The 24,134-nt window shown below is 70.1% G+C and carries 26 protein-coding genes and 1 pseudogene; 17 read left to right on the top strand and 10 right to left on the bottom strand.

Annotation, left to right across the window (positions count from 1 at the left end; all coding sequences use genetic code 11):
- Positions 1-139 precede the first annotated feature (139 nt).
- Positions 140-2,083, top strand: a complete 1,944-nt coding sequence (gene pknB / locus PHA84_RS13745; protein ID WP_270888691.1) for a Stk1 family PASTA domain-containing Ser/Thr kinase — start codon at positions 140-142, stop codon at positions 2,081-2,083.
- A gap of 123 nt (positions 2,084-2,206) precedes the next feature.
- Positions 2,207-2,791, top strand: a complete 585-nt coding sequence (locus PHA84_RS13740; protein WP_270888690.1) for a dienelactone hydrolase family protein — start codon at positions 2,207-2,209, stop codon at positions 2,789-2,791.
- A gap of 4 nt (positions 2,792-2,795) precedes the next feature.
- Here PHA84_RS13740 and PHA84_RS13735 read toward each other — a convergent pair whose 3' ends face one another.
- Genes PHA84_RS13735 through PHA84_RS13720 form a run of 4 tightly spaced genes read right to left on the bottom strand, consistent with a single transcriptional unit; the run spans position 2,796 to position 5,097 of the window.
- Complete coding sequence (locus PHA84_RS13735; RefSeq protein ID WP_270888689.1) at positions 2,796-3,452, bottom strand: aminodeoxychorismate/anthranilate synthase component II; 657 nt, start codon at positions 3,450-3,452, stop codon at positions 2,796-2,798.
- Complete coding sequence (locus PHA84_RS13730; protein ID WP_270888688.1) at positions 3,449-3,652, bottom strand: hypothetical protein; 204 nt, start codon at positions 3,650-3,652, stop codon at positions 3,449-3,451. The genes PHA84_RS13735 and PHA84_RS13730 overlap by 4 nt, the downstream gene beginning before the upstream one ends.
- 3 nt (positions 3,653-3,655) lie before the next feature.
- The gene (locus PHA84_RS13725) at positions 3,656-4,348 is read right to left on the bottom strand and encodes a class E sortase (protein WP_270888687.1); all 693 of its coding nucleotides are present in this window, start codon (positions 4,346-4,348) and stop codon (positions 3,656-3,658) included.
- Complete coding sequence (locus tag PHA84_RS13720; RefSeq protein ID WP_270888686.1) at positions 4,345-5,097, bottom strand: DUF881 domain-containing protein; 753 nt, start codon at positions 5,095-5,097, stop codon at positions 4,345-4,347. Before PHA84_RS13720 ends, PHA84_RS13725 begins: the two co-directional genes overlap by 4 nt.
- A 98-nt stretch (positions 5,098-5,195) precedes the next feature.
- Between PHA84_RS13720 and PHA84_RS13715 the strand changes: the two genes are divergently transcribed.
- Positions 5,196-5,444: a cell division protein CrgA gene (locus PHA84_RS13715; RefSeq protein WP_270888685.1), complete on the top strand. Its 249-nt coding sequence runs from the start codon at positions 5,196-5,198 to the stop codon at positions 5,442-5,444.
- A 147-nt stretch (positions 5,445-5,591) separates the two neighbouring features.
- Here the strand turns inward: PHA84_RS13715 and PHA84_RS13710 are convergent, their stop codons facing one another.
- Positions 5,592-6,476 carry a rhomboid family intramembrane serine protease gene (locus tag PHA84_RS13710; RefSeq protein WP_270888684.1) on the bottom strand — a complete coding sequence of 295 codons (885 nt, stop codon included), beginning with the start codon at positions 6,474-6,476 and terminating at the stop codon, positions 5,592-5,594.
- Positions 6,477-6,509: 33 nt separating this feature from the next.
- Positions 6,510-7,028, bottom strand: coding sequence for a peptidylprolyl isomerase (locus tag PHA84_RS13705; protein WP_270888683.1), 519 nt, complete (start codon positions 7,026-7,028; stop codon positions 6,510-6,512).
- A 152-nt stretch (positions 7,029-7,180) separates the two neighbouring features.
- Between PHA84_RS13705 and PHA84_RS13700 the strand changes: the two genes are divergently transcribed.
- From PHA84_RS13700 to PHA84_RS13675, 6 genes are all read left to right on the top strand, one after another.
- Positions 7,181-8,002, top strand: coding sequence for a hypothetical protein (locus PHA84_RS13700; protein WP_270888682.1), 822 nt, complete (start codon positions 7,181-7,183; stop codon positions 8,000-8,002).
- 157 nt (positions 8,003-8,159) lie between these two features.
- A complete protein-coding gene (locus PHA84_RS13695; protein WP_270888681.1) occupies positions 8,160-8,687 on the top strand; it encodes a MauE/DoxX family redox-associated membrane protein in 528 nt (175 codons plus the stop codon).
- Positions 8,688-8,689: 2 nt separating this feature from the next.
- Complete coding sequence (locus PHA84_RS13690) at positions 8,690-9,685, top strand: hypothetical protein (RefSeq protein ID WP_270888680.1); 996 nt, start codon at positions 8,690-8,692, stop codon at positions 9,683-9,685.
- A 93-nt stretch (positions 9,686-9,778) separates the two neighbouring features.
- Positions 9,779-10,378: a hypothetical protein gene (locus tag PHA84_RS13685; RefSeq protein WP_270888679.1), complete on the top strand. Its 600-nt coding sequence runs from the start codon at positions 9,779-9,781 to the stop codon at positions 10,376-10,378.
- A gap of 2 nt (positions 10,379-10,380) precedes the next feature.
- Positions 10,381-10,890 carry a hypothetical protein gene (locus PHA84_RS13680; protein ID WP_270888678.1) on the top strand — a complete coding sequence of 170 codons (510 nt, stop codon included), beginning with the start codon at positions 10,381-10,383 and terminating at the stop codon, positions 10,888-10,890.
- Complete coding sequence (locus PHA84_RS13675; protein ID WP_270888677.1) at positions 10,887-12,449, top strand: LGFP repeat-containing protein; 1,563 nt, start codon at positions 10,887-10,889, stop codon at positions 12,447-12,449. The genes PHA84_RS13680 and PHA84_RS13675 overlap by 4 nt, the downstream gene beginning before the upstream one ends.
- A gap of 43 nt (positions 12,450-12,492) precedes the next feature.
- Here PHA84_RS13675 and selA read toward each other — a convergent pair whose 3' ends face one another.
- A complete protein-coding gene (gene selA / locus PHA84_RS13670) occupies positions 12,493-13,797 on the bottom strand; it encodes an L-seryl-tRNA(Sec) selenium transferase (protein ID WP_270888676.1) in 1,305 nt (434 codons plus the stop codon).
- A 47-nt stretch (positions 13,798-13,844) separates the two neighbouring features.
- Here selA and selD point away from each other — a divergent pair, with 47 nt between their 5' ends.
- The 5 genes from selD to PHA84_RS13645 all read left to right on the top strand — a co-directional run bounded on the left by selD (position 13,845) and on the right by PHA84_RS13645 (position 16,844).
- Entirely contained in the window at positions 13,845-14,834 is a 990-nt protein-coding gene (gene selD, locus PHA84_RS13665) for a selenide, water dikinase SelD (protein WP_270888675.1), read from the top strand.
- Between the two features lie 97 nt (positions 14,835-14,931).
- Positions 14,932-15,258 (top strand): hypothetical protein, encoded by a 327-nt coding sequence (locus tag PHA84_RS13660; protein WP_270888674.1) that lies wholly within the window; start codon positions 14,932-14,934, stop codon positions 15,256-15,258.
- A gap of 130 nt (positions 15,259-15,388) precedes the next feature.
- Positions 15,389-15,832, top strand: coding sequence for an SRPBCC family protein (locus PHA84_RS13655; RefSeq protein WP_270888673.1), 444 nt, complete (start codon positions 15,389-15,391; stop codon positions 15,830-15,832).
- Between the two features lie 26 nt (positions 15,833-15,858).
- A complete protein-coding gene (locus PHA84_RS13650) occupies positions 15,859-16,359 on the top strand; it encodes a hypothetical protein (RefSeq protein WP_270888672.1) in 501 nt (166 codons plus the stop codon).
- A gap of 50 nt (positions 16,360-16,409) precedes the next feature.
- Complete coding sequence (locus tag PHA84_RS13645; RefSeq protein WP_270888671.1) at positions 16,410-16,844, top strand: nitroreductase family deazaflavin-dependent oxidoreductase; 435 nt, start codon at positions 16,410-16,412, stop codon at positions 16,842-16,844.
- A gap of 18 nt (positions 16,845-16,862) precedes the next feature.
- Here the strand turns inward: PHA84_RS13645 and PHA84_RS13640 are convergent, their stop codons facing one another.
- Both PHA84_RS13640 and PHA84_RS13635 read right to left on the bottom strand, forming a co-directional pair.
- A complete protein-coding gene (locus tag PHA84_RS13640; protein ID WP_270888670.1) occupies positions 16,863-17,765 on the bottom strand; it encodes a hypothetical protein in 903 nt (300 codons plus the stop codon).
- Entirely contained in the window at positions 17,762-18,358 is a 597-nt protein-coding gene (locus tag PHA84_RS13635; RefSeq protein WP_270888669.1) for a hypothetical protein, read from the bottom strand. Before PHA84_RS13635 ends, PHA84_RS13640 begins: the two co-directional genes overlap by 4 nt.
- A gap of 107 nt (positions 18,359-18,465) precedes the next feature.
- Here PHA84_RS13635 and PHA84_RS13630 point away from each other — a divergent pair, with 107 nt between their 5' ends.
- Positions 18,466-19,257, top strand: coding sequence for a DUF5995 family protein (locus tag PHA84_RS13630; RefSeq protein ID WP_270888668.1), 792 nt, complete (start codon positions 18,466-18,468; stop codon positions 19,255-19,257).
- A 137-nt stretch (positions 19,258-19,394) separates the two neighbouring features.
- On the opposite strand, the gene PHA84_RS13625 is transcribed toward PHA84_RS13630, so the two are convergent.
- Complete coding sequence (locus PHA84_RS13625) at positions 19,395-20,009, bottom strand: class I SAM-dependent methyltransferase (RefSeq protein WP_270888946.1); 615 nt, start codon at positions 20,007-20,009, stop codon at positions 19,395-19,397.
- Between the two features lie 116 nt (positions 20,010-20,125).
- On the opposite strand from PHA84_RS13625, the gene PHA84_RS13620 reads away from it, so the two are divergent.
- Both PHA84_RS13620 and PHA84_RS13615 read left to right on the top strand, forming a co-directional pair.
- Positions 20,126-23,401, top strand: a complete 3,276-nt coding sequence (locus tag PHA84_RS13620; RefSeq protein ID WP_270888945.1) for a DUF3427 domain-containing protein — start codon at positions 20,126-20,128, stop codon at positions 23,399-23,401.
- Positions 23,402-23,751: 350 nt separating this feature from the next.
- Positions 23,752-24,134: pseudogene (locus tag PHA84_RS13615) on the top strand (IS1380 family transposase); the annotation flags it as partial.

Below are 24,134 nucleotides of genomic sequence, written 5' to 3'. Positions count from 1 at the left end.
CGCGGCTGCGCCAGACCGCCTTCCGGAAGACCATCAGCACAGCCACGGCAGCCCCGGCCCCGGGTGCTGTCCGTACGTCGCCGTCGTCGACGCCCGCACCACACCCGGGCAACGGCGCCGGCAAAGGGGGAAAGAAGAAGTGACCGCACCGCGCCTCCTCGGAGGCCGCTACGAGGTCGGCGAGCTCATCGGCCGCGGCGGGATGGCAGAGGTCCATCTCGGCTACGACACGAGGCTCTCGCGGCCCGTCGCCATCAAGATGCTCCGGTCCGACCTGGCCCGGGACACCTCGTTCCTCAACCGCTTCCGCCGTGAGGCACAGTCCGCCGCGGGCCTCAACCACGCGTCCATCGTCGCCGTCTACGACTCGGGCGAGGACAAGCTGGTCGAGGCGGGCGGCGCCAGCGTGCCCGTGCCGTACATCGTCATGGAGTACGTCGAGGGGCGAACCCTCCGCGAGGTGCTCAACGAGCGGTCCCCACTGGACCCCGCGGAGGCTGCCCGCATCACCGAGGGCATCCTCGACGCCCTGGCGTACAGCCACCGGATGGGGATCGTCCATCGGGACATCAAGCCGGCCAACGTCATGGTGACCCCCCACGGTGGCATCAAGGTCATGGACTTCGGCATCGCCCGCGCCGTGGCCGACGCCAACGCCACGATGACTCAGACCCAGGCAGTTATCGGCACTGCCCAGTACCTCTCACCGGAGCAGGCGCAGGGGCACCACGTCGACAACCGCTCGGACCTGTACTCCACCGGGTGCCTGCTCTTCGAGCTGCTCACCGGGCGTCCCCCGTTCCAGGCCGACTCGCCGGTCGCCATCGCGTACCAGCACGTCGGTCAGCCCCCGCCCCGCCCCTCCTCGTTCAACCCCGAGGTCGGGCATGCGCTCGACGCCGTGGTGCTGCACGCCCTCAACAAGGACCGTGAAGCGCGCTACCAGGACGCCACCGCCTTCCGGGCCGACCTGCAGGCGGCGCGCCTCGGGCGGCCCATCAGTGACGGAGCGCGGGGCACTGCGGTGCAGGGCGCCGACGCCACCGTGGCTCTCGGTGCGGGCGTGGCTGCCGCCGCCGCCGCGGCGGCTCGGGGAGCGGGAGGCGCGATCGGGTCGGCCGGGTCCGCAGGCGCCACCACGGTGATCCCTTCGGACGGCGCGTACGAGACTCCTGCCCCCGTCGGCGATCGCAGCAACACCGCGTCCCTGCCCGCCATCGGCCACGATCCCGACGACGAGCCGCGACGACGCCGGGGCCTGGCCTACGTGCTGCTCGTGATGGCCGTCGTCGGTGCTCTGGTGCTGCTCGTGCTGGCCGGCAAGGGGCTGCTGGACCGCCCCCCGCAGGGCTCTGCGCAGGTCGCCGTGCCGTCGGTCGTCGACCTGCCGGTCGAGACGGCCGAGGCTGCCGTCCGCGCCGCGGGGCTCGTGCCGGAAGCGACCCAGGTGGCCAGCTCCAAGGAGGTCGGCCACGTCGTCGAGCAGAGCCCAGGCGCCGACGAGCGGGTCGACCGCGGCTCCAAGGTAGACCTGAGCGTGTCCGCCGGTCCCGACACCGCCGAGGTCCCTGACCTCAAGGGGTACAGCCTCGACGAGGCCAAGACGTTCCTCGGGAACCTGGGGCTCGGGGTAGGCGCCGTCACGAAGGTCGACGACAGCGGCATAGACGAGGGCAAGGTGGTCTCGACCAGTCCGGACCCGGGCTCCAGCGTGGCCGTCGGCAGCAAGGTCGCCCTGAACGTGTCGTCCGGGCTCGTGACGGTTCCCGACGTGGTCGGTAAGGCCCGCAACGACGCGGTCGACGCCCTCGGCAACGCCGGCCTGCGCGCCAAGACGACGTACGTGCCCAGCACGCAACCGGAGAACACCGTGCTGAAGCAGAGCGTCAAGGCCGGCAGCAAGGTGGCCGACGGCACGACGGTCTCCCTCACCGTCGCCCAGCCGGCACTCCCCACCCCGACCACGGTGACGACGACCGCCGCGCCGCCGACCACGGCCACCCGCAGCCCTTCGCCCACGACGACCACCGCTACTCCACCGGGGACGCCTACGGCCACCGCCACCACGACCGCCAAGCCCTGAGGCTGCGCGCTGTCGGCGGCTCCTTCTACAGTCCTGGTTCTACAGTGCTCGTTCTCGTTCTACAGTCCTCGTCCCGGGAGGGCTCGGTAGGTCGGTCTCGGTTCAGGAGCAGAGGGGCAGCAGATGGCTGAGGTAGTCCTTTTCCACCACGTGCAAGGCCTGACCCCCGGGGTGGTCGCGTTCGCCGAGGGGCTGCGCCAGGCCGGCCACATGGTGCATGTGCCCGACCTCTTCGAGGGCAGCACGTTCGAGTCCATAGACGACGGGATGGCCCACGTCCGTCAGCTGGGGTTCGACACGGTGCTCGAGCGGGCCGTCGCCGCCGTCGAGGGCCTGCCGCCGGAGGTGGTCTACGGCGGGTTCTCGCTCGGCGTCCTGCCGGCGCAGAAGCTGGCCCAGACCCGGCTGGGCGCGCGCGGTGCGCTGCTCTTCCACGCGTGTGTGGCCGTGTCGGAGTTCGGTGACTCCTGGCCGCAGGACGTGCCCGTGCAGATCCACGCCATGGAGGCCGACCCGTTCTTCGTGGACGACGGCGACATCGACGCCGCCCGCGCGCTCGTCGACCAGAGCACCAGCGCCGAGCTGTTCCTCTACCCGGGTGACCAGCACCTCTTCGCCGACAGCTCTCTTGCGGCGTACGACGCAGACGCGACGGCGCTGCTGAGCCAGCGGGTCCTGGCGTTCCTGGAGGACGCTGGGGAGAAGTAGCGACTCAGTCGGCGGCGACCGCGCGGGCCACGCCCTTGGCGTCGCGCACCAGTGGGCTCAAGCCCTCCGAGCGGCTCACCGCGTCCTCCTGCCCGGAAAGCTGCAGCCAGTTCGCCAGGATCCGATGACCACCTTCGGTGAGCACGCTCTCGGGATGGAACTGGACCCCGTGCAGGGGCAGGTCACGGTGGCGGACCGCCATGATGATGCCCGACTCGGTGTGCCCGTTGGCCACCAGCGTCTCGGGAACCGTCTGGGGGTCAATCGTCAGGGAGTGGTACCGCGTCGCCGTGAACGGACTGGAGAGACCCGACAGCACACCCGTGTCGTCATGTCTGACCCGTGAGGTCTTGCCGTGCAGGAGCTCGGGCGCGCGACCGACCGTGGCACCCATCGCCACCCCGAGCGCCTGGTGACCGAGGCACACACCCAACATCGGTTGGCGCCGCTCAGCGCACGCCTCGATCATGGCCAGCGACACACCGGCCTCCTCTGGGGTACCGGGCCCCGGCGAGATGAGGACGCCGTCGAAGTCGGCGCCGTCGGAGGGCGCCACCTCGTCGTTGCGCCGTACCTCGCACTCGGCGCCGAGCTGCTGCAGGTACCCCACGATGGTGAAGACGAAGCTGTCGTAGTTGTCGACGACCAGGATCCGGCTCATCGGGCTGCCCTCACGTCCATCAGGTGCACGCCGGTGGCCGACGGGTCAACGGTGTTGTCGTTGAACGGCATGAGGGGCGCGATCCGGGGGAAGAGCCACAGGAAGCAGAAGGCGACCACGGCGAACGCGAGCGCCACAGCCAGGAGCAGCCTGACGACGAGCGGCCCAGGCAGGGCGCGCCAGATCGCGGCGTACAGCATGGGTCAGTCTCCCTTCGGGGCCGCCAGAGTGCCCGCGGGCAGGCCCTCGGCGTGGGGGTACGTCCTCACCAGCTCGGCGAAGACGACATACCGCTGGGCGGCAGAGTACTTGGGATGGCAGGCGGTCATCGTCATCCATCGCTGGGTGGGCTTGGCGCCGGGCCTCTGGGGCACCGGCGCGATCACGTCCACCGCGGTCGGCGCCACGATGACGTGGCGCTTCACGGCATACACGCTGTATGCCGTCCTCGTCTCGACGACCACCACGTCGCCCTCACGGAGCCTGTCGATGTCGTGGAACGGCCGGCCGTACGTCGTGCGATGGCCGGCCACCGCGAAGTTGCCCACGTCCCCAGGCAGCGCCGTGCCGTCGTAGTGCCCGACTCCCTCCTGGAGGATGTCGCGACTGGTGCCCTCCAGCACCGGACGGGCGTAGTCGGCCCCGAACCTGGGGATCCGTACGATGGCGAACGCCTTCCCGAAGACGACCGGCTTCGGCGTCTGGGAGGCAGGCGTCGTGGAGCCCTTCGGCGCTGCGGCGAAGTCGCGGGTCAGGGTGGAGACCGTGCCGTGCTGCGCCCGGTTCGCGGTGACATCGGTCCACCACAGCTGCCAGCCGACGAAGAGCAGAAGAAGCAGGCCCGCCGTGACCAACAGGTCCCCCGTGAGGCCGAGGCCCCACCGCATCAGCTTCATCTACCTGCCCTTGCCTTGTTGAGGTTGATCGAGCCGGCATACGCCGGAAGAGTCTGCTCAGGGCTCGTCGTGACGTCGTAGCCCAGCCCGACAGCCTGCACCCACTGCTTGTAGATGCCGACGGTGGGGCTGGCGTCCAGGGCAGCCTTGAGGTCGCTCTGGTTACCGATCGCGGTGATGACGTAGGGCGGGGAGTACACCCTGCCCTGAAGGATCAGCGTGTTGCCCACGCACCGTACGGCGCTCGTGGAGATGACGCGCTGGTCCATGAGCATCAGGGCCTCGGCGCCTCCCTGCCACAGTGCGTTCACCACCGCCTGGACGTCCTGCTGGTGGACGACATAGTCGTCGACGGTGAAGTCGTCCGGTAGGACGCCGGGTACCGACTTGGCGTCCGTGAGCGTGACCTTCACGGTCGGCCCCGTCACGGCCTCGGTGCCCGCTGCGAGCATGAGCCGGTCGGCCTGCCTGGTGAGCTGGGTGACCCTGAGGTCGCCCGGCGCCTGCTCGGCAGACAGCGCGTCGACGTCGGCACGCAGCCGGCGGACCTGCTCGGCGGCGATCGCGTTACGGCGGGTCTGCTCGCGGATCAGCCCCGGAAGGTCGCCGCCGGACGAGCGCAGGTCGGTGCCGTTGGCCGTGGTGGCACTGGTGGCGAACATGATCCCGGCGCCGAGGGCGACGAGCGGCACGACCGCCGACCAGGCCGTCGGCCGGCGTGTCAGCCACGTCAGCCGCTGTGGTGCCATGGCACTACGCTATGCCAAACGTCGAGGTGGCCCCGCTGCTGTCCGACCGCCTTTCCGACTGCTGTCCGACCTGCCGTTCGACCTGCAAGGAGTGTTCCGTGCCCGAGTCCAAGGGCCGCGCGAAGCGCGCCTACACCCCGCCCAGCAAGCCCGCGAAGGCCAAGGTAGGCAATCCGACGTGGTTCGTCCCGGTGATGCTGGCCCTGATGGTTGTCGGCCTGCTGTGGATCGTGGTCTTCTACATCACCAGCCAGCGCTTCCCGCTCGAGTCCCTTGGCCGGTGGAACCTCGGGATCGGGTTCGGTCTCATGCTTGCCGGCTTCGCCATGACCACTCGGTGGCGCTGACGGCCCCTTCCGTCGGCTTCCCCCCGTCAGCACTGTTTTCCACAGGGTTGTTCACACCTGGGGACAGAATGACAGTCGTGTAATACGTCAAATGACGTAGAGGAACGGACAAAGGGGACATTGCCGGGGTGGCAGCTTTGCCCCTGCTCAGCCCACCAGGACGACGCTCGGAGTGAGCGCGTACTTCACCACGGCGGCCAACACCAGGATGACCAGCACCAGGCCGATGCCCGGCCACTGCAGCCGTCGGCGTGCGGGCGGGGTCGTCCACGCCACGACGGCCGCGACCGCGGCCCCGGTCAGCAGGCCGCCGAGGTGGGCCTGCCAGGCGATCCCGGGCACGATGAAGCCGATCACCGCGTTGATGCCGATCGTCGCGTACATCCCGGCGGAGGACCGTCCGAGATGACGGTTCAGCACCAGGAGCGCCCCGAACAGCCCGAAGACGGCGCCGGACGCCCCTACGGTCGGGGTCAGCCAGGCGCTGCCCGTGGCGAAGTCCGCGGTCGGCGGCGAGGCCATGAGCAGGTAGACCACCGACCCACCCAGCGCACTGACCAGGTAGACCGCCGCATACCTCGCGCCACCCAGGAGGCGCTCGAGGTACTGGGCACCCACCATCCACAGCGCCAGCATGTTGAAGAGGATGTGGGTGACCGTCGCGTGGGCGAAGGCCGCGGTGAGGAACCGCCACGGCTCGTGCTGGCCGAGGACCGGGACGAACGCGATGTCGCGAGTGAGCCCAGGCCGGGCCGTCTGCAGCAGGTACACGAGCACGCAGAGGGCGATGATCCCGTAGGAGACCCTGGGGGTGTCACTCACCCGCCCGCCGAAGACGGTCGTCGCCGACCGCATGGTCCGCGCCTGCTCGCGGACGCAGTCCACGCACTGCACACCCACGGCCGCGGGCCGCTGGCACTCCGGACAGACGGGCCGGCCGCAGCGCTGGCACCGCACGTAGGAGACCCGTTCGGGATGCCGCGGGCAGACGGGGGTCGTCTGCTGCTGCGGGTAGGCCGTGGGCTCACTCATGCGGGTACCTCGTCCTGGCTGCGGAAGGGCGGCTCAGTCGTGGACCACGACCGACTCGATGACAACGTCCTCGACGGGCTTGTCGTTCGCACCCGTGGGCACCGCGGCGATCTTGTCGACGACCTCTCGGCTGGGGCCGTCGGACACCTCACCGAAGATCGTGTGCTTGCCCTGCAGCCAGGTGGTGTCGCCCACGGTGATGAAGAACTGGGAGCCGTTGGTCCCCTTGCCCATCCGCTTGCCGGCGTTCGCCATCGCCAGCATGTAGGGCTTGGTGAAGTTCTTGTCGGGACTGATCTCGTCGTCGAAGGTGTAGCCGGGCCCGCCCATGCCCTGGCCGAGGGGGCAGCCGCCCTGGATCATGAAGCCGGGAATGATGCGGTGGAAGATCAGGCCGTCGAAGAACGGCGTCGGGTTGGTGCGACCGGCGTCGTCGCGGTACTCCTGCTCCCCCTTGGCCAGTCCGACGAAGTTCTTGACGGTCTTCGGCGCGTGGTCGGGGAACAGCGTGATGTTGATGTCGCCGTGGTTGGTCTTCAGGGTGACGTCCATGGCCTCATCCTTCCATGCCCGTCGCGGGGGCCGGCTGGCGGACGTCCGCGGGCCCGGGGCACCCCCCACGGGCTTGCCCGGTGGCCGAAACAGGGCAGGATGGACGCGGAAGCACGTACGCACGTCATGTCTGCATCACGAGGGAGGCACGGGTGTTCCGCACCAAGACCAAGACCGAACAGGCCACCGAGGCGGCGAGCTCGTCGGTCCAGGCCGCCGCAGAGTATGCCGCGGCGCTCCGGGACCGGGTCGCCCCCGCGGCTGAGATAGCCAAGGACCGCGCGAGCCACGCCAAGGACTGGGGCAAGCCGCACGTGGAGGCCGCCCGGGACTGGGTGAAGCCCCACGTGGACCACGGCATCGAGCTGGCGGCGCCGAAGCTGCAGGGGGCCGTGGAGAGTCTGGCGCCCAAGGTCGACACCGCCCGCGACACGATCGTGGACAGCCTGCTGCCCAAGGTGGCCGAGGCCATCGCGGCCGTGGCCGCCGCCTCCGCGGCTGCCAAGGCGACCGCCGGTGAGACGGCCGAACGAGCCCCCGACGCGCTGGCCGTCCTGAAGGGCGAGGCGGTGGCCTCGCGGCCGCGCCGCCGCAAGAAGGGTCGGCTGCTCATCTTCCTCGGCCTGGTCGCCGCCGCTGCGGCTGCCGTAGCCGCGTTCAGGAAGACGACCCCCCGGGAGGACCCCTGGGCCACGCCGCTGGACGACCCCTACACCGCTCCCTCGACCGGCCAGGGCTCGAGCACCGACTCGGCCACCGAGAAGATCGGCGGTCTCGCCGAGGCCGCGAAGGAGAAGGCGAGCGACGCCAAGGACTCCCTGGGCGGCGGACAGAGCGGCGACACGAGCTTCGACACCGCCTCTGACACGGGATCGGGCCCGGCACTCGGCACCGGCGACGCGACCGACGAGCTCGGCGGCACCGCGGGCAGCTTCGGGAACGAGCCGCAAGAGGTGAAGGACCGGCTCGACTGACCAACGGTCTCCTGGACGACCACAAGGTCTGCTGGACCGACCACCAGGTCTGCCGAAACGGGGGTCGCGTGACGACACGGCACTGTGAGCCGGCGGTCGAGACGCGGCCCCCGTTTCGCATGGGGATGTCGGCGGTGGCCCGGTACGGTGACCTCGTATGTGGGACGTAGCTGCCGGACCGTTCCTCGCCGCGGCGGGGCTGCTCGTCGTGGCCGGAGTGCCCAAGGTCGCCGACCCCATGCCCCTCGTCCGGGCCCTGCGCGCCGCCGGGCTGCCGGCCAACCGCCTGGTCGTGCGCGGCTTCGCCGCTGCCGAGGTCCTGGTGGGTGGCTGGGCGGTGCTGGCGCCCGGGCGGATCGGCGCGGCGCTGGTCGCGACGGCGTACCTGGTCTTCACGGCGTTCGTGGTGCGGGTCCTCACGCGCGGCGGCATCCTCGGGTCGTGCGGCTGCTTCGGCAAGCCGGACACGCCGGCCACGCGGACGCATGCGGCGCTCACCGGGCTTGCGGCGCTGACGGGCGTCGCCGTCGCACTGGAGCCACCGCAGGGCGCCTGGTCGGCCGTCGACGCCGCCACCGTGACGACCGTGGCACTCGCCCTGCTGGTCGGCTTCCTGGCCTGGCAGGTCATGGCCGTCCTGCCCACCGTCTCCCCTGCCGCCATCCGCGGCACCACGAAGGGCTGAACATGCTTGCTGCAGTCGTCGCCGAGGGCGTCGCCATCGCCCTGCTCGGCGTCCTGGTCCTGGGGCTCCTGCGAAGCCACGCCCTGATCCTCAAGGCGCTTCACGAGCTGGGTGCGGGCCTGGAGCTCGAGAAGGAAGCGGGCACCGGGGTGACTCGAGCCACGACCGGAGGCGGTCCGGGGCCGGTCCCGGTGGAGCTGGAGCCGGGCGTCGTCCCGGCCAGCAGGAAGGAGTCGACCCGGGCACGCGACATCGTCGGCACCGACCTCGACCGTGCCGAGACGACCGTGACCGTGACGACGCCCGGGTCGCGGACGCTGCTGGCGTTTCTCACGAGCGGATGCAGCGTCTGCGAGACGTTCTGGCAGGAGTTCAGGCAGGAGGTCGACGTGCCGGGCAACGGAGACCTGCGCGTGGTAGCCAAGGGGCCGGAGGAGGAGTCGGTGCCGAGCCTTCGCAAGCTCGCCGGAGACCTGCCGGTCGTGCAGTCCTCGGGGGCCTGGACCGACTACGACATCCCGGGCTCCCCCTACTTCGTCTACGTGGAGGGCGGTCGGATCACCGGGGAGGGCTCGGCGACGACCTGGCCGCAGGTGCGGGACCTGATGGCGCAAGGCGTCTCCGACAGCGCGGACGCCCGTGCCGCCGCGGGCCGCAGCGGCCCCGGCCTGCTGGTCGGCGAGGACCTCGGCCGCGGCGAGCGCGACAACGTCCCGCGGATGGACGAGGAGCTGCTGGCCGCCGGCCTGCGACCTGGCGACCCCAGCCTCTTCCAGTCGCCGGATGTCGAGGCTCTGGATCGCGGAGTTCTGGATGGCGGAGTTCTGGACGGCGAGCATCCGGACACCGAGGGTCACCACCACGACCACAACCACGGCCACCATCACGACCACGCCAGCCATGCCCACCATGACCACCATGACCACCATGACCACCATGACCACGCGGACCACGCGGACCACGCGGACCACGCGGACCACGCGGACCACGGACGCTGAACCATGTCGGTGACGACTCTCGCGCTCGGCCTGGGGCTGCCCATGGCCGTGGTCGCGGCGGTGCGCGCCACGTGGTCGCCTTGAGGCGAGTCGATGCTCTCCAGCATCAGCCCGCTCGGTGAGCGGGCCCGCGGCTCCCGGTGGTGGCTGACCACCGCGGCATACCTGGTCGGCTCGCTGGCCGGCGGTCTGGCTCTCGGTGGCCTCGCCGCGCTACTCGGCGGCCTTCTCCCGGACGCAGTCCGCGGCTCACGCTGGGCGCTGCTCGCGGCAGGCGGCCTCCTCCTGCTGGGACTGGCGCTCGACCTGCGCCCCGGTGGCGCTGGCGTGCCGTCGTGGCGCCGACAGGTGGACGAGCAGTGGCTCACCCGGTACCGCGGCTGGGTCTACGGCGTCGGCTTCGGTGCCCAGCTCGGGTTCGGGCTGGTCACGATCGTCACGAGCGCGACGACGTACGCGGTGGTGTTGCTCGCGACGCTGAGCGGACGCGTGGAGGTCGGGTTCGCGATCGGTGCGGTGTTCGGGGTGGTGCGTGCCGTACCGTCGTTGCTCATGGCGCGTGTGCGGTCCCGAGAGGCGCTCCACGCGGTCTTCGGCACGGTCGATCGATGGGCAGTTCCGGCGCAGGTCGTGGCTAGGGTGGCGCTCGGAGGCGCTGCCGTAGCCCTCCTGGCCGCGGCGACGGGGAGCTAGGCATGGCAGACGACTACGGAATCAAGGCTGCTCCGCCGCGTGGCTGGCAGGTCGCCGTCACGCGACGTCCGGGAGCCGAACCGCTCGAGCCTTCCGCACGCTCGATGACCCTTCAGGACGTCACCCGTCCGGTGCTGCACGCCTGCACCCGGACGATGCCCGCCGCGCGGGGCGACTTCGGCACGGGAGTCGTGGACCTCCTCGGGCCCGACGACATCTTCGTCGCGCTGGTGGACTACGGCCCGGAGGTCGCCGACCAGGGGCTCTTCGAACGGCAGGGCATGCCGCGGCTTGCGCCCTCCCAGTTCGCCCCGAACCGGCTGCAGCGGCCGCTGCCGGGCATGAGTGCCGCCCAGCACTTCTTCTCCTCCGGCGGGCGTGCCTTCTGTCTGTTCACGGTGCTGGGCAGCCATGCCCGCCGGATGGCCTCGGTGCCACGGGCGGCTCAGCTGATCAAGACCGTGCACATCACCGACCGAGACACCCTCGTCCGCCAGGGAGGACGGCCATGAGCACGCTGGACGACGTCATCGAGGGGCCCGGCGGGGTCGCCGGGCTCATCGGGTCGCTGTCACGCCGTCTGCGTCCGGTGAGACGGCGCGACCTGCTCGTCGGGACCACCGTGGCGGCGGCCGCGCTCGTCACCAAACCCAAGGAGTACGTGCTGCGGCCAGTGCCGGCGTACGCGACGATCTGCGGACCGGGCAACACGGCGAGCAGCGGCTGGACCGTCTTCTGCTGCACGATCAACAACGGTGTCAACGCCTGCCCGCCAGGCAGCTTCTCGGCAGGGTGGTGGAAGGCGGCCGACTCCTCCTGGTGCGGCAGCGGGTACCGCTACATCGTCGACTGCAACGCCTCCTGCTCGAAGTGCACCTCGGGCTGCAGTGACGGCATCTGTGACAGCAGGTGCTGGAGCTGCTCGTGCGGTTCCGGCTCCACCGCCACGTGCGACCAGCGGCGGGTCTGCTGCAACGCCTTCCGTTACGGCCAGTGCAACACTCAGGTCAAGTGCAGCGGAGGGGTCCACTGCCGGGTCGTCAGTTGCGTCGCGCCGTACCACTGGGCCAACTGCACGACGACCTCCCTGTCGGACAACCGCACCAGCGAGCACAGCGCGCCGTGCCTGCCGAAGTGGGAGCCGATCACCCGGAAGTACCACGCGATGGGCGAGCAGGGGTCGTACCTCAAGGCCTCTCGCGGGCCGGTGCGGGCCATCGGTGACGGGCGGGGACGCTACGTCGCCTACCAGGGTGGGGTCATCTACTACACGTCCACGTATGGCGCTGTCCCCGTCACCGAGTGGATGCGCACGATCTACGCCGCGAACGGCGGCCCGACCGGGCGTCTCGGCTACCCGACCGCGGCCACCGTGCGCGGTCTCACCGACTCCGGCTGGATGCAGATCTTCGAGAAGGGCGCCATCACCGACTCCGCCAGCACGACCACGCAGGTGGTGTGGGGCTATCGCTGGACGCTGTGGAAGGCCAACGGGCGCGAGCGCGGGGTCCTCGGCTATCCCGTCGGCGCGTACGCGACGAGCACCCAGGGCGGCTGGTACCAGCTGTTCCAGAAGGGTGCCATTGCAGACAGCAGCGTCACGTCGACACAGCTCGTGGTGGGCCAGAGCTACGCCACGTGGAAACAGCTGTCCCGCGAGCGCGGGCCTCTCGGCTACCCCACCGGACCGCAGAAGGCGGCCGTGAACAGCGGCTGGATCCAGCCTTTCCAGAACGGAGCGATCTGTGGGGGACCCGTCCCCACGCAGGCCGTCTTCGCACCCATGTACGCACGGTGGGTGGCAGCCGGCCGCGAAGGTGGCGTACTCGGGTATCCCACGGGTGCCAGCCACAGCGTCACGCGGGGGACGGCGCAGTTCTTCCAGCGTGGGGAGCTGTGGGCCCTGACCTCGACGACGCCTGCGCCGAAGCGGGTCTACGGTGCGGTGCTGACCCAGTGGAAGCTCGCCGGAGGCTCCACCGGCCAGTACGGGTTCCCGCTCACGGACACCGTGGCGACCGCGGACGGGCAGCTCACCTGCACCTTCGAGGGCGGCACGATCACAGCCTGAGGCCGGCCTGACGATCACGGCCCAACCCATCGGAGCCTGACGATCACCCCCTGGCGGAGAGGATGGCGTCCAGCACCGCGCCGTCCGCCTCCGCCGCGATGCACCGTAGGTCCACCAGGCAGTGTCCCCGCTCGAGGCGCGCGACGACGGGGTGGTCCAGCGACCGGAGGCGCGCGGCGTACGGCTCGGGAAGGGCGACCGCCCACCCGGGCAGGGCCAGCCCGGGCGCGCCACCGCCACCGACCACTCCCTCCGCTGGAACGGTCTCGGCGCGCAGGTCCGCCGGAAGGGCCGCCACCAGGGCCTCGCAGCGCGACCGTAGGACCTGCGGGTCGGCTTCGAGCGCCTGCCGCACCGGCGGGGCGGGACCTCGCAGGGTGGCCTCGAGGGCGGCAAGGGTCGTCTTGTCGACGCGCAGGGCCCGGGCCAGCGGGTGGCGGCGCAACGTCTCCACGATGTCGGCCCGCCCGAGGACCAGCCCAGCCTGCGGCCCGCCCAGGAGCTTGTCGCCGCTGGCGGTGACGACCGAGGCCCCTTCGGCCAGGGAGCGGGCGGCGTCCGGCTCCTCGGGCAGGAGCGGATGCGGCTGGAGGAGGCCACTGCCGATGTCGTGGACCAGGGGCGTGCCGAGCGTTGCGAGCGCCGCGACGCCCACCGACGACGTGAACCCCTCGACCCGGAAGTTGCTGGGGTGGACCTTGAGGACGCATCCCGTCTCGGGGCCGATGGCCGCTTCGTAGTCGGCGAGCGTCGTGCGGTTCGTCGTGCCGACCTCGCGCAGCCTGGCGCCGGCGCTCTGGATGAGCTCTGGCAGGCGGAAGCCGTCGCCGATCTCCACCATCTCGCCGCGGCTGACGACGACGTCCCGTCCTGCGGCCAGCGCGGTGGTTGCCAGCACCAGCGCGGCGGCACCGTTGTTGACGACCAGGGCGGCCTCGGCCTGCGGCACCGCAGCGAGGAGGGCGGCGAGGGTGCCACGACCGCGCCGCGACCGCTGGCCGGTGGCGAGGTCGAACTCGACGTCGACGGTCCCGGCGGCCAGCGTCATGGCCTCCACTGCGGCCGGCGACAGGGGCGCGCGGCCGAGGTTCGTGTGGATGACGACGCCCGTGGCGTTCAGCACGGGAGTGAGCGAGGTGGGGCGGACCGGTAGGGCCGCGAGCGTGGCCTCGACCACCGCGTCCGGAGCGAGCTCGCCGCGCCGGACGCGGTCCTGGGCCGTCACCACGGCGGTGCGCACCGTGTCGCGACCCCACCGTGAGATGGCAGCCACCACAGCAGGATCCGCCAGCACGACGTCTGTCCGGGGCACCAGCCGGCGCGCCTCCGTGGGCGGCGGCTGCGGCATACGTCCTCCAGGGGTGCTCGTGCGGTGGTGAGGTTAGCGTAGGCACCGTGACCGCTCAGAGCCTGGCCGTGAGGCTGACGCAGTATGCCGCCGGCGGCGGGTGTGCCTGCAAGATCCCGCCCGGGGAACTCGAGGAGGTGGTTCGAGGCCTCGTGGGCGACAGCCACGAGGGGCTGCTCGTGGGCCTCGACGACGGGGACGACGCCGCCGTGCTGCGCCTCGACGACCGGACCGCGGTGGTGAGCACGGCCGACTTCTTCACCCCGGTGGTCGACGACGCCTACGACTTCGGTCGCATCGTGGCCGCCAACGCGCTGTCCGACGTCTATGCCATGGGCGGTCGGCCGGTGCTGGCCCTGAACCTGGTCGGCTGGCCCCGCTCGGTGCTGCCCTTGGAGCTCCTGCGTGAGGTGCTGCGCGGCGGCCTGGACGTCGCCACCCAGGCCGGGTGTGCGGTGGCCGGTGGTCACAGCATCGACGACCCGGAGCCCAAGTACGGGATGGCGGTCACCGGCCTCGCGGACCCGAACCAGCTCCTGCGGAACGACTCCGCCGAGGCTGGGGCGCCGATCACCCTCACCAAGCCGATCGGCGTCGGCATGCTGAACAACCGGCACAAGGCGACCGGCGAGGTGTCCCCGCAGGCGATCGCGTCCATGACGACGCTCAACGACCGCGCTCGCGATGCCGCGCTGGCGGCAGGGGCACGGGCGGCCACGGACGTCACGGGCTTCGGGCTGCTGGGGCACCTCTACAAGCTGCTCCGGGCCTCCGGCGTCGGGGCCGAGCTCGACGCGGCCTCGGTGCCGCTGTTGGAGGGGGCGCGGGAGGCGCAGCGGGCTGGGTATGTCAGTGGTGGCACCCGGCGGAACCTGGACTGGGTGCGGCCGCACCTCGACGGTTCGGCCACCGAGGACACGCTGCTCATGCTGGCCGACGCGCAGACCAGCGGCGGCCTCCTCGTAGTGGGCGAGCTACCTGGCTATCCGGTCATCGGTCGCACGGTCGCCGGCCCCGCACGGATCCGGGTCGACTGACCGAGCCGTTCGGCCGTCCCGCACCGGCTCTCGACCTCGACCACCGGACTGCCGAGAGTGCTTGTGCAGCACGGTGTCTGAGACGCACTCTTGGCACATGCCACGCTTCGAGCTCGTCGCCCAGGACCGGACCGGCCACGCGCGAGGGCGGGCAGTCCACGTCCGCGCCTCCACGCCCGGCGATGCGGTCGTCCTCGCTCTGCCGACCTTGCGGCGCGAGGTGCACGGCTCGGGGCACGGTCAGGACCTCACGCTCTACGCGGTGTACCGGCACGGTCGCGCCCGGCGCCGCAAGCTGGTGTGGGTGTTTCCCAGCGAGGGTGGCAGCGACGGCGGCGGCACTGCCGGGGTCCGCGAGCCACGACGGCCCCTTCCGAGCCCGCCGAGCCTGCACGCCGAGGCCGAGCTACCGCCGTCGCCGTAGCAGCAGGGTCACAGCCGGGGTCATGGCTGAGGTCATTGCTGAGGTCATGCGGTTGTTCGCGGCCGATCTCGGGGGCGCGCAGACGCAGTAGCGTGAGTCCACCTCATACCTCTGCCGTTCGGAGCACGCCATGCCGCACTTCTCGCACACGCTCTCGGTCAGCGCGCCTCCGCAGGAGGTCTTCGCCATCATGGACGACTTCACCAAGACGCCTCAGTGGCTCTCGCGCTGCACGGGCATCGACAAGCTCGACTCGGGGCCCAACGAGGTGGGGACGAAGCTCACGTACCACTACCACGACAGCCGCCGCACCGGGACGATGGACGGCGAGATCGTGGCCCGGGAACCGGCCCGGCACTTCGCGATGAAGTTCTCGGACAAGATGATGGACGTGACGGTCGACTTCGTGGCGGCGTCCGACGGGGTCGGGACGACCCTGACGCACACGATCGACATCGCCACCAAGGGGGTCGGCAAGGTGTTCTCGCCCCTGATCAAACGCCAGCTGCCGAACCAGACGCTGGACGCCATGACCAAACTGAAGGCCATGGCGGAGAGCGGCATGCCGCGCTGAGCCCGTAACACGCGCGGAGGTCGGCCGTGACCGGGGAGAGGGTCAGAGGCTGGCTCGCCCGCCTCTCGGTGGTCCTCGCAATCGTGCTCGTGTCCGTGGCTCTGACCAAGCTGTGGAGCTTCGCGCACACCGACGACCCGGACGTCCTCGAGCAGTCGGTCATCACCCGCACGGCGGCAGCCGCCTGCGCCCGGATGCGTGACACCGCGTCCGAGGCCGCCGTGGGCACCACTGCTCCGATCTCGCAGCGGGTCGGGGCGATCAACGCCCAGAACGACGCCGTGACCGAGCTGGTCGCGACGATGGAGCAGCTGGGGGCCGAGCGGCTCGCCTCGGACCGTCCGGTAGAGCGGTGGCTCGCCGACTGGCAGCGGCTGGTCGCGGCCCGCGACGGGTACGCACAGTCCCTCGCGGCAGGCAGGCCGAGGCCGATGCACCTGCCGGTGGTCGACGGCCGGCCCCTGGTGGAGCGGCTCAACACAGTGGGGGTGAGCTGCCGGGTCCCGTTCGCCCTGCTGGCTCCGTAAGACACCCCTCCACCCTTTCATTACGTGGTGAATTGGCGCATCCTTGGTGGGTGAATGACACCAAGAAGAGCGCGGCCACGGGTCCCCCTGCGTGGGCGGTCCGCGCCAGTGAGCCGGTGGCCAGGCTGCTGGCCGGGCGGCGCTGGTTCCCGATCTGGGCCGTGGTGCATCACCGCGGGCGCAGGTCGGGAAAGGAGTACGCCGTCCCCGTAGCCATCATCCCTACCGGCTCCTCGGACACCATGCTCATCGGTCTGCCGTGGGGGACCACGACCAACTGGGCGCGCAACGTCCTCGCTGCAGGCGGCGCGACGGTGACCTGGAAGGGGCGGGAGTACGCCGCGACGGAGCCTCGCCTGGTGGGTGCCGAGGTGGCTGCGGCGCAGGCCAAAGGTCCAGTCAGGCGACTTGTGGGCAGCGGAAGGTTCCCGGCCTTCCTGCAGCTGACCTACTCGCGCGGCAGCCGACCACGGCGGACAGACTGACGAACGGCTGTCGCTGACCTACTCCTTGCTCGGCAGGGGAGCAAGGGGCCGTCCGGGTCCGCGCGACCGGGCCGTCGCGAACGGGACCGCGGCCGAGACGACGAACAGGGCGACGAAGGCGACCCCCATGACCCAGGTGAGCGGGCGGTCGCCGATGAGCTCGTGTCGCGACCGCACGGCCCCGAGAAGGATCAGCGCGAACACGACGAGCTGGACCTCGTTCATCAGCCGTACCGCTTCGAGGCGGTCGTCGACCAGCACCACGAGCCCCGCACTGCCGAGGCAGAACGTCGCGCCCACCACTCGCGCCGTGAGCGGCGTCAGCGTCCAGGGCCACAGTCGTGCGGCCCACACCGGGGTCAGGAAGAGCACGACGCCGGTCACGAGAGCCAGCCCACTCACCCCGGCCACCGCCCAGCGAGCACCGGCCGGGACCCGCGCCTGCGCTGCGCCCGGTGGCGCCGCATACCGCTGGTTCGTGACCCAGGACGCAGCGACGAGGAACGGGGCCGTGAAGTAGAGGGCCGTCCAGATCCAGAAGGCGACGTTGCCGTGGCTGAAGCGGTCCCAGTGCACGATCGTCGCGACCCCGAGCAGGCTCGCGAAGATGGTGACCGCCACGAACCCTGCGCGGACGGCGGCCCAGTGCCGCTCCACGAAGACGACCCGGACGAAGAAGTAGCACCCGCCGAGGTACGCGGAGGCCAGCAGCATGGAGGTCAGGTGAGACTGGATGGTCCACGACCACAAGCGCTTCGTCTCGCCGGGGAACCCGTAGAGGATCACGAAGGCCACGAGCAGGAACGGGGCGATGAACGCGGACAGGAGCCTCGTCGTCCCGAGCAGCCGGTCGTCGTGGCTGATGCCTTCCGGGGCGGTGCCTTCGGGGGTGGAGTCGTTGGCGGAGACAGCGGGGGTCATACCGGGCTCCTGGACACCGCGTCGAGCAGAGCGGCGTACGAGGCGACGAGCGCCCGCCGCTCCGCTGCGAGGAGGGGGTCGGCGGGGTCGCAGCCGGCGGCGACCCAGGCGTCGGAGAGGTCCATGGCTTCGGCGCGGCAGCGGGCGGCCTCGGCCATGAGGCTCGGTGCCGTGCCGTAGACATAGGCGTAGAGGTCGACGAGGGCCTGCTCGAGGTCTGCGCGGGAGACGGAGGAGTCGTGTTGGCGTGCCCGGTGAAGCCGCCACCACTCGACCTCGAGCTCCGCAGCGCGGGTCGGGTCAAGGCGCAGGTCCGAGTGCGCGACGACCAAGGCATAGAACCGGCGCATCGAGGCCCGGGCCGCATCCGGGTCGTTCCGCGGGAACGGCGCCCACGCCTGGTTCGCGCGGAGCACGTGCCAGGCGCCGACGAGGGTGAACCACGGTCCCAGCCCGAAGCCCTCCCGCACCATCCCCACGAACGCCCGGAGCGCGCGAAGCCACTCACGACGGTAGTACCCGGCCCACGCGTCGGTCTCGAGCCGGCCCAGCGCAACGGCGTCGAACTCGCGAGGACTGTGGCGGGTCAGCACGGCGTACCTGGCTTCCCGGCCGGTGGACGCGCCCGGCAACTGCCTGACAACCGCCCGGCCGAGTCCGAGAATAGTCCCGCAGGGACCGCGCTCGTGAGGAGTTCCGGATGTCCACCAGCTCGCCTGGGTCTGCGCCGACGCCCTCGGACCGCGGCCTCGACACGGTGCTCGGCGCCATGGCGGACCGGCTCGACCGGATGCCACCCGAACGGACCTCACAGCGGCTCTTCCTCGAGACGTACCGCCGGACCACGGCGGCCGTGGGCAAGGCCATCTCCGACGCGCAGTTCGAGGACCCCCACTGGGTGGAGCAGTGGGACGTCGTCTTCGCCGACCTCTACCTCGCCGCGCTCGACCTCGACCTCGCCGGCAGCCCGTCGGTGCCCCGGCCGTGGCGGCTGGCCTTCGACGCGCCTCTGGAGCTACCGGCTCTGCGACACGTGCTGCTCGGGATCAACGCGCACATCAACTACGACCTGCCGCAGGCGTTACTGGCGGTGATCAGGGACGTCGACTTCGACAACCCGGTGGTCGTCGGTCGCCGGCGTCGCGACCACGAACGGATCGACGGGATCCTGTCCGGCCGCGTGGCCGCCGAGGACGAGGAGCTGGGGGCCGTTGCCGGACGCACCCTGCTCGACCGCGTGCTGCAACCATTGAACCGGCTGTCGTCCAGACGGTTCCTGCGGGAGGCGAGACAGAAGGTGTGGCACAACACCATGGAGCTGCAGGGGGCTCGGCTTGCCGGCCCAGAGCCGTATGCCGCGCGGCTGGCGGAGCTCGAGGTGCTGAGTGCCGCCCGCATCGCCGACCTCCTGGCCCCGGGGCAAGTGTTGCTGCGCCTGGCCGTTGCAGGGTTCGGGGTGACCCTCCCGCCGCCCGCTCTGGACGCACGGTAGCCAGCGGTCGGCGGGAGGCGGTTGGCTACCGGGCGATGCGGCGAAGGAGGTGCAGGACGGTCTGGTAGTGCTCGGTGACCTGGCCACCGACGTCGTCGACTGCGGCTGCTGCGGCCTCGACCTCGGTGCTGTCCCAGTTACTGAAAGGTCCGAAAGAGCCGGCGGACCTGGTCTGTGCTCAGGTATATCGACCACCGCCAGTGCTGGGTGCCCACCGGATCGAACCAGCCCCCGGCGGCGAGCTCCTCCATCGTGGGACGCTCTTCCCTCTTGGGCTCTTGGTCCTGTTGTTGCCGCGCCGCGACGATCTCCGTGACCCTTCGGCGGAACTTCGTCTCGACAGAGTCGTCGCCGAAGATCGTCCGCCAGACGGCGAGCCACCCGTGAGGTCGCAGCGCGGCGTGAAGCTTGGGCAGGCCGACGGAGAGGTCGACCCAGTGGAGCGAGGTGGCCGCGACGACCGAGTCGAAGGTGGTGTCCGGCAGGATCGCGTCTTCGAGTCGCGCGTGGACGACTTCCGCACCCGGGTTGGCAGCTGCCAGCAGGTCTGCGAGCTGCTGGCCGGGCTCGAGAGCGACCACGCCGCTGCCTAGGCGGAGCAGCTCTCTCGTGGCGAGCCCATCGCCAGCGCCGACCTCGAGGACCCGGAGCCCTGGGCCGGCCACGCCCGCTGCTCGCAGGGCGGCGAAGAGGGCATCGGGGTATGGCGGACGCGATCCGGCATACTCACGCGCCATCCGCTCGAAGTGCATGCCGGACACGATCGCCACCCTAGGCCTCGCCACACCGAGAGTGCGCAACGCTCGAAAGCGGCGCATGTGTCAGGCGCACCTGGCAGGCTGCCAGCGTGACAAACGGGGACGGAACCCTGCTTGAGGGGATATACGAAAGCCTGATTACGCGTGCCCTGGAGAAGCGTCTGGCGGATATCTCGACCTTGGTCGTCCACAGGGGAGCGATCGACGAGGCCGACGAGCCGGATGTCCTCGCAAGGCATGTCCGTGATGTCACCCTGCGGGCCCTACGCCAGGAGAGGGACGCTGAGCGACGGTTGGCCCTGGTCAACCGGATCGTTGAGACGCTGGGGGCTTCTGAGGATTCCCTGTCGGCCGCACGCCAACTCCTCGCCCTTGCGATGCCGTCCGCCCCGGGCACCCTGGTCCGTGTGCTTGACGAGCGTCCGTCTACACCGCTCTCGGAGGCCGCTCTGCTTACCAATGCCCCGGGTGAGCCAGGAATTGGCCACGAGATTCGCGCTGAGCTGACGAGTGCTGACCAGGTCGATGTCATCATGGCGTTCGTCAAGTGGTACGGCCTGCGCCTCTTTGACGACCGGCTGAAGGCGCTACGAGAGCGTGGCGTCCCTCTCCGTGTGATCACCACGACCTACATGGGGGCGACTGAGCGGGCCGCCCTCGATCGACTGGTGAGGGACTTCGGAGCTCAAGTTAAGGTGCAGTACGACGCCCAACGAACGAGACTGCACGCCAAAGCCTGGCTCTTCCGACGCAACACCGGCTTCGACACGGCGTACGTGGGCTCCAGCAACCTCTCGCGTGCCGCGATGCTGGATGGCGTCGAGTGGAACGTGCGCTTGTCGTCCGTGTCCACGCCGCCCTTGCTGCAGAAGTTCCTCGCCACGTTCGACAGTTACTGGAACGACGCCACGTTCGAGTGCTACGACCCCAACGCCGATCGCGACAAGTTGGATGATGCGCTGGCCGAAGCAGCCGGCAAGCGCCTTCATGACAGGGCGACCCTCACACTCTCGGGCCTCGAAGTCCGCGCCTACCCGTACCAACAGGAGATGCTCGACCAGCTCGAGGTCGAGCGCGTCGTTCACGGCCGTCACCGAAACCTCTTGGTCGCCGCGACTGGCACGGGAAAGACGGTCGTCGCTGCCCTCGACTACCGGCGCCTGGCTGCCGAGGCCCCAACGCTCCCGGGGCTGCTCTTCATCGCACGCCGGCGCGAGATCCTCCAGCAGTCCATGCGCACTTATCGCGAGGTCCTTGGTGACGCCAGCTTCGGCGAGCTCTACGTGGACGGTCGTCGCCCCGAGCGCTGGGCGCATGTCTTCGCTTCGGTCCAGTCACTGTCCAGCTATGGCATCACCAACATCCCCGCCGGGGCCTACCGAGTCGTCGTCATCGACGAGTTCCACCACGCAGAGGCGAAGACTTACCGACGCATCCTCGGTCACCTCAACCCGAGGGAACTCCTTGGTCTTACGGCCACTCCCGAACGCGGTGACGGCCTGGACGTGCGGTCCTTCTTTGATGGCCGCACTGCGGCCGAGCTGCGCCTCTGGGATGCCCTCAAGGCGGACCTGCTCATACCGTTCCATTACTTCGCCGTGGCGGACGGTATGGACCTGACACGCCTCGACTGGAAAGCCGGCGCCTACGACACGGGCGAGCTGTCGAATCTATTCACTGGGAATGACGCTCGAGCGCGGATCGTCCTCAAGGCTGTTCGTGACAAGGTCGCCGATCTCACGGCCATGAAGGCGTTGGGGTTCTGTGTCTCCCGCGACCATGCGCGGTACATGACCAAGGTCTTCAACGAGGCCGGGATCAAAGCGGCGACAGTGCTCGGCAACACTGCGTCGAGCGACCGCGACGCCGCGGTGCAGGACCTCCGAGATGGCGCCGTACAGGTGGTGTTCACGGTCGACGTGTTCAACGAAGGTGTCGACGTACCGGCCATCAACACCGTGCTTTTCCTCCGGCCCACGGAGAGCTCCACCGTGTTCCTGCAGCAACTTGGACGAGGGCTTCGTCGTGCGAAGGACAAGGCGGTCCTCACCGCGCTTGACTTCGTCGGCCACCATCGCAAGGAGTTCCGCTTCGACCAACGGTTCCGTGCGATGACAGGCAGCACCCGTGCAGCGCTCGAGCGCGACATCGAGCAGGGCTTCCCGTTCCTTCCCGCTGGTAGCCAGATTGTTCTCGACCGCCAGAGCCAGAAGCTGGTCCTGGAGAACATCAAGAGTCAGATCACCAAGCGCTGGCCCAACATCACGTCGGAGCTGAGAGCCCACCCGACCGATGACCTCGGCACCTTCCTCGGCGACTCCGGCGTGGAGCTGGCCGACGTAATCCGCGGCGATCGCTCCTGGGCTCGTCTTCGCCGTGAGGCCGGTCTCGAGGTGGCTGAAGAGGGCCCCCTCGAGGCGCGGCTTCTGAAACGTGTCCGCGCGCTGTGCCACGTCGACGACCGCGAGCGCGCGGACGCGTACCTGACCTGGCTCCACGATGACGCACCGAGCTATGGCAAAGCCAACCCTGTCCTTCAGGCGTACGCACGGATGTTGTTCTTTTCGCTGTGGCCGGATGGGGGTGGGTTCGAGTCGTACGGCGCGGCGCTCGGCGCGCTGCGCGATGAGCCCGCTCTGCGGCAGGACCTGAGAGCTGTGGTGGGGCTCGGTCTGCGGGAGGCCGAGCGGGTCGCCACCCCGCTGCCTGGTCAGCTGGGCATGCGGCCACTGAGGGTCCACGCCCGGTACACACGGGAAGAGATCGTCGCTGCACTGGACTACGTCTCCATCGACGGACGCAAGCCCAACAGCTTCCGCGAAGGGGTTCTCTTCTCAGCCGCGGCCAACGCCGATGCCTTCCTCGTGACTCTGCACAAGTCCGAGGCCGACTACTCGCCGACCACCATGTACCAGGACTACGCGATAAGTCCCGATCTGTTTCATTGGGAGTCCCAGTCAGGAACGACGGTCGCCTCAAAAACCGGTCAGCGCTACCTCAAGCACCGTGCCAACGGCAGCCACATCCTCCTCTTCACTCGGCCGAACAAGGTCTCCGCGCTCGGCACTGGGGCGCCCTACCTGTTCCTCGGCGAGGCGGACTACGTCCAGCACCGTGGAGAGCGGCCGATCGCCATCACCTGGCACCTACGGAGTCCTATGCCGGCGGCGGACTTTCGCCATGGCAAGCGTTGTGCTCTAGCAGCCAGATCGCGAGTTCGTCGCACCGTGCTGCTGCGGGCGAAGGGCCCTTGCTGCACGAACAGCCCCCGGGTTGGCGAGGAGAGGATTCGCTGCCCTGAGCGGGCTAAATCCAGGACACGCGCTGCGGTGCTTCCTGGGTCCGAAGCCGACAGTAGCCCTCCCCGCCAGCGGAAGGGCCTCTGACCTGCGGTGGAGCCAAGGGGACTCGAACCCCTAACCCCCTGCTTGCAAACTCGGCGCGAGGTCGTCGAAACGGGCCGTCCGTGCGTGGCGCGAGGCGTGAACCGGCAGTTGCAGATGCCCGTTCGACCACCCGTTGCAGTACTTCGGTGCAGTACTTCCGAAGGCGAACGCGCGCCCATGGACTCAACTCGTTGGCGCACGGGAACAGCGACTAGTTCGCGCTCGCTAAGCCTCGATCCACCGATGGGCCTGAGGTGTTGAGCGCGCCGTAACAACGAGATGCCCCGCCGTGCTGGGAGATTGGTTCTTGCGACAGTCCCAATCGACCCACCCGGAAGGGCATCTCTGAGGTGCAACTCTCTCACACGCACAGCGGGACCACGGCGGTCTTCGACGACCCGAACCTGGTCGCCTCGGCCGGGCTGGTCCCGATGCTCGCCCTGGCGGACTTGGCCGGGCTGGCTGAGCTGGCGCGGGAGCGGTTGAGCGTGCCGACGGACAAGGGCGCCAACGCCGGGTTGAAGGTCGTCTCGCTGGTCGCCGGGATGCTCGCCGGCGCGGACAGCATCGAGGACATGGGCCTGTTGCGGCACGGCGGGATGGGCCGGGTCTTCGACCACGCGTACGCCCCCTCGACGCTGGGCTCGTTCCTGCGGGCGTTCACGTTCGGGCACGTGCGCCAGCTCGACGGCATCGCCTCCCGGTTCCTGACCGCCCTGGGCCGGCGGGCGCC

The sequence above is a fragment of the Pedococcus sp. 5OH_020 genome, assembly GCF_027812955.1.
Taxonomy (GTDB): domain Bacteria; phylum Actinomycetota; class Actinomycetes; order Actinomycetales; family Dermatophilaceae; genus Pedococcus.
This window is presented reverse-complemented; position numbering and strand designations above follow the sequence as displayed.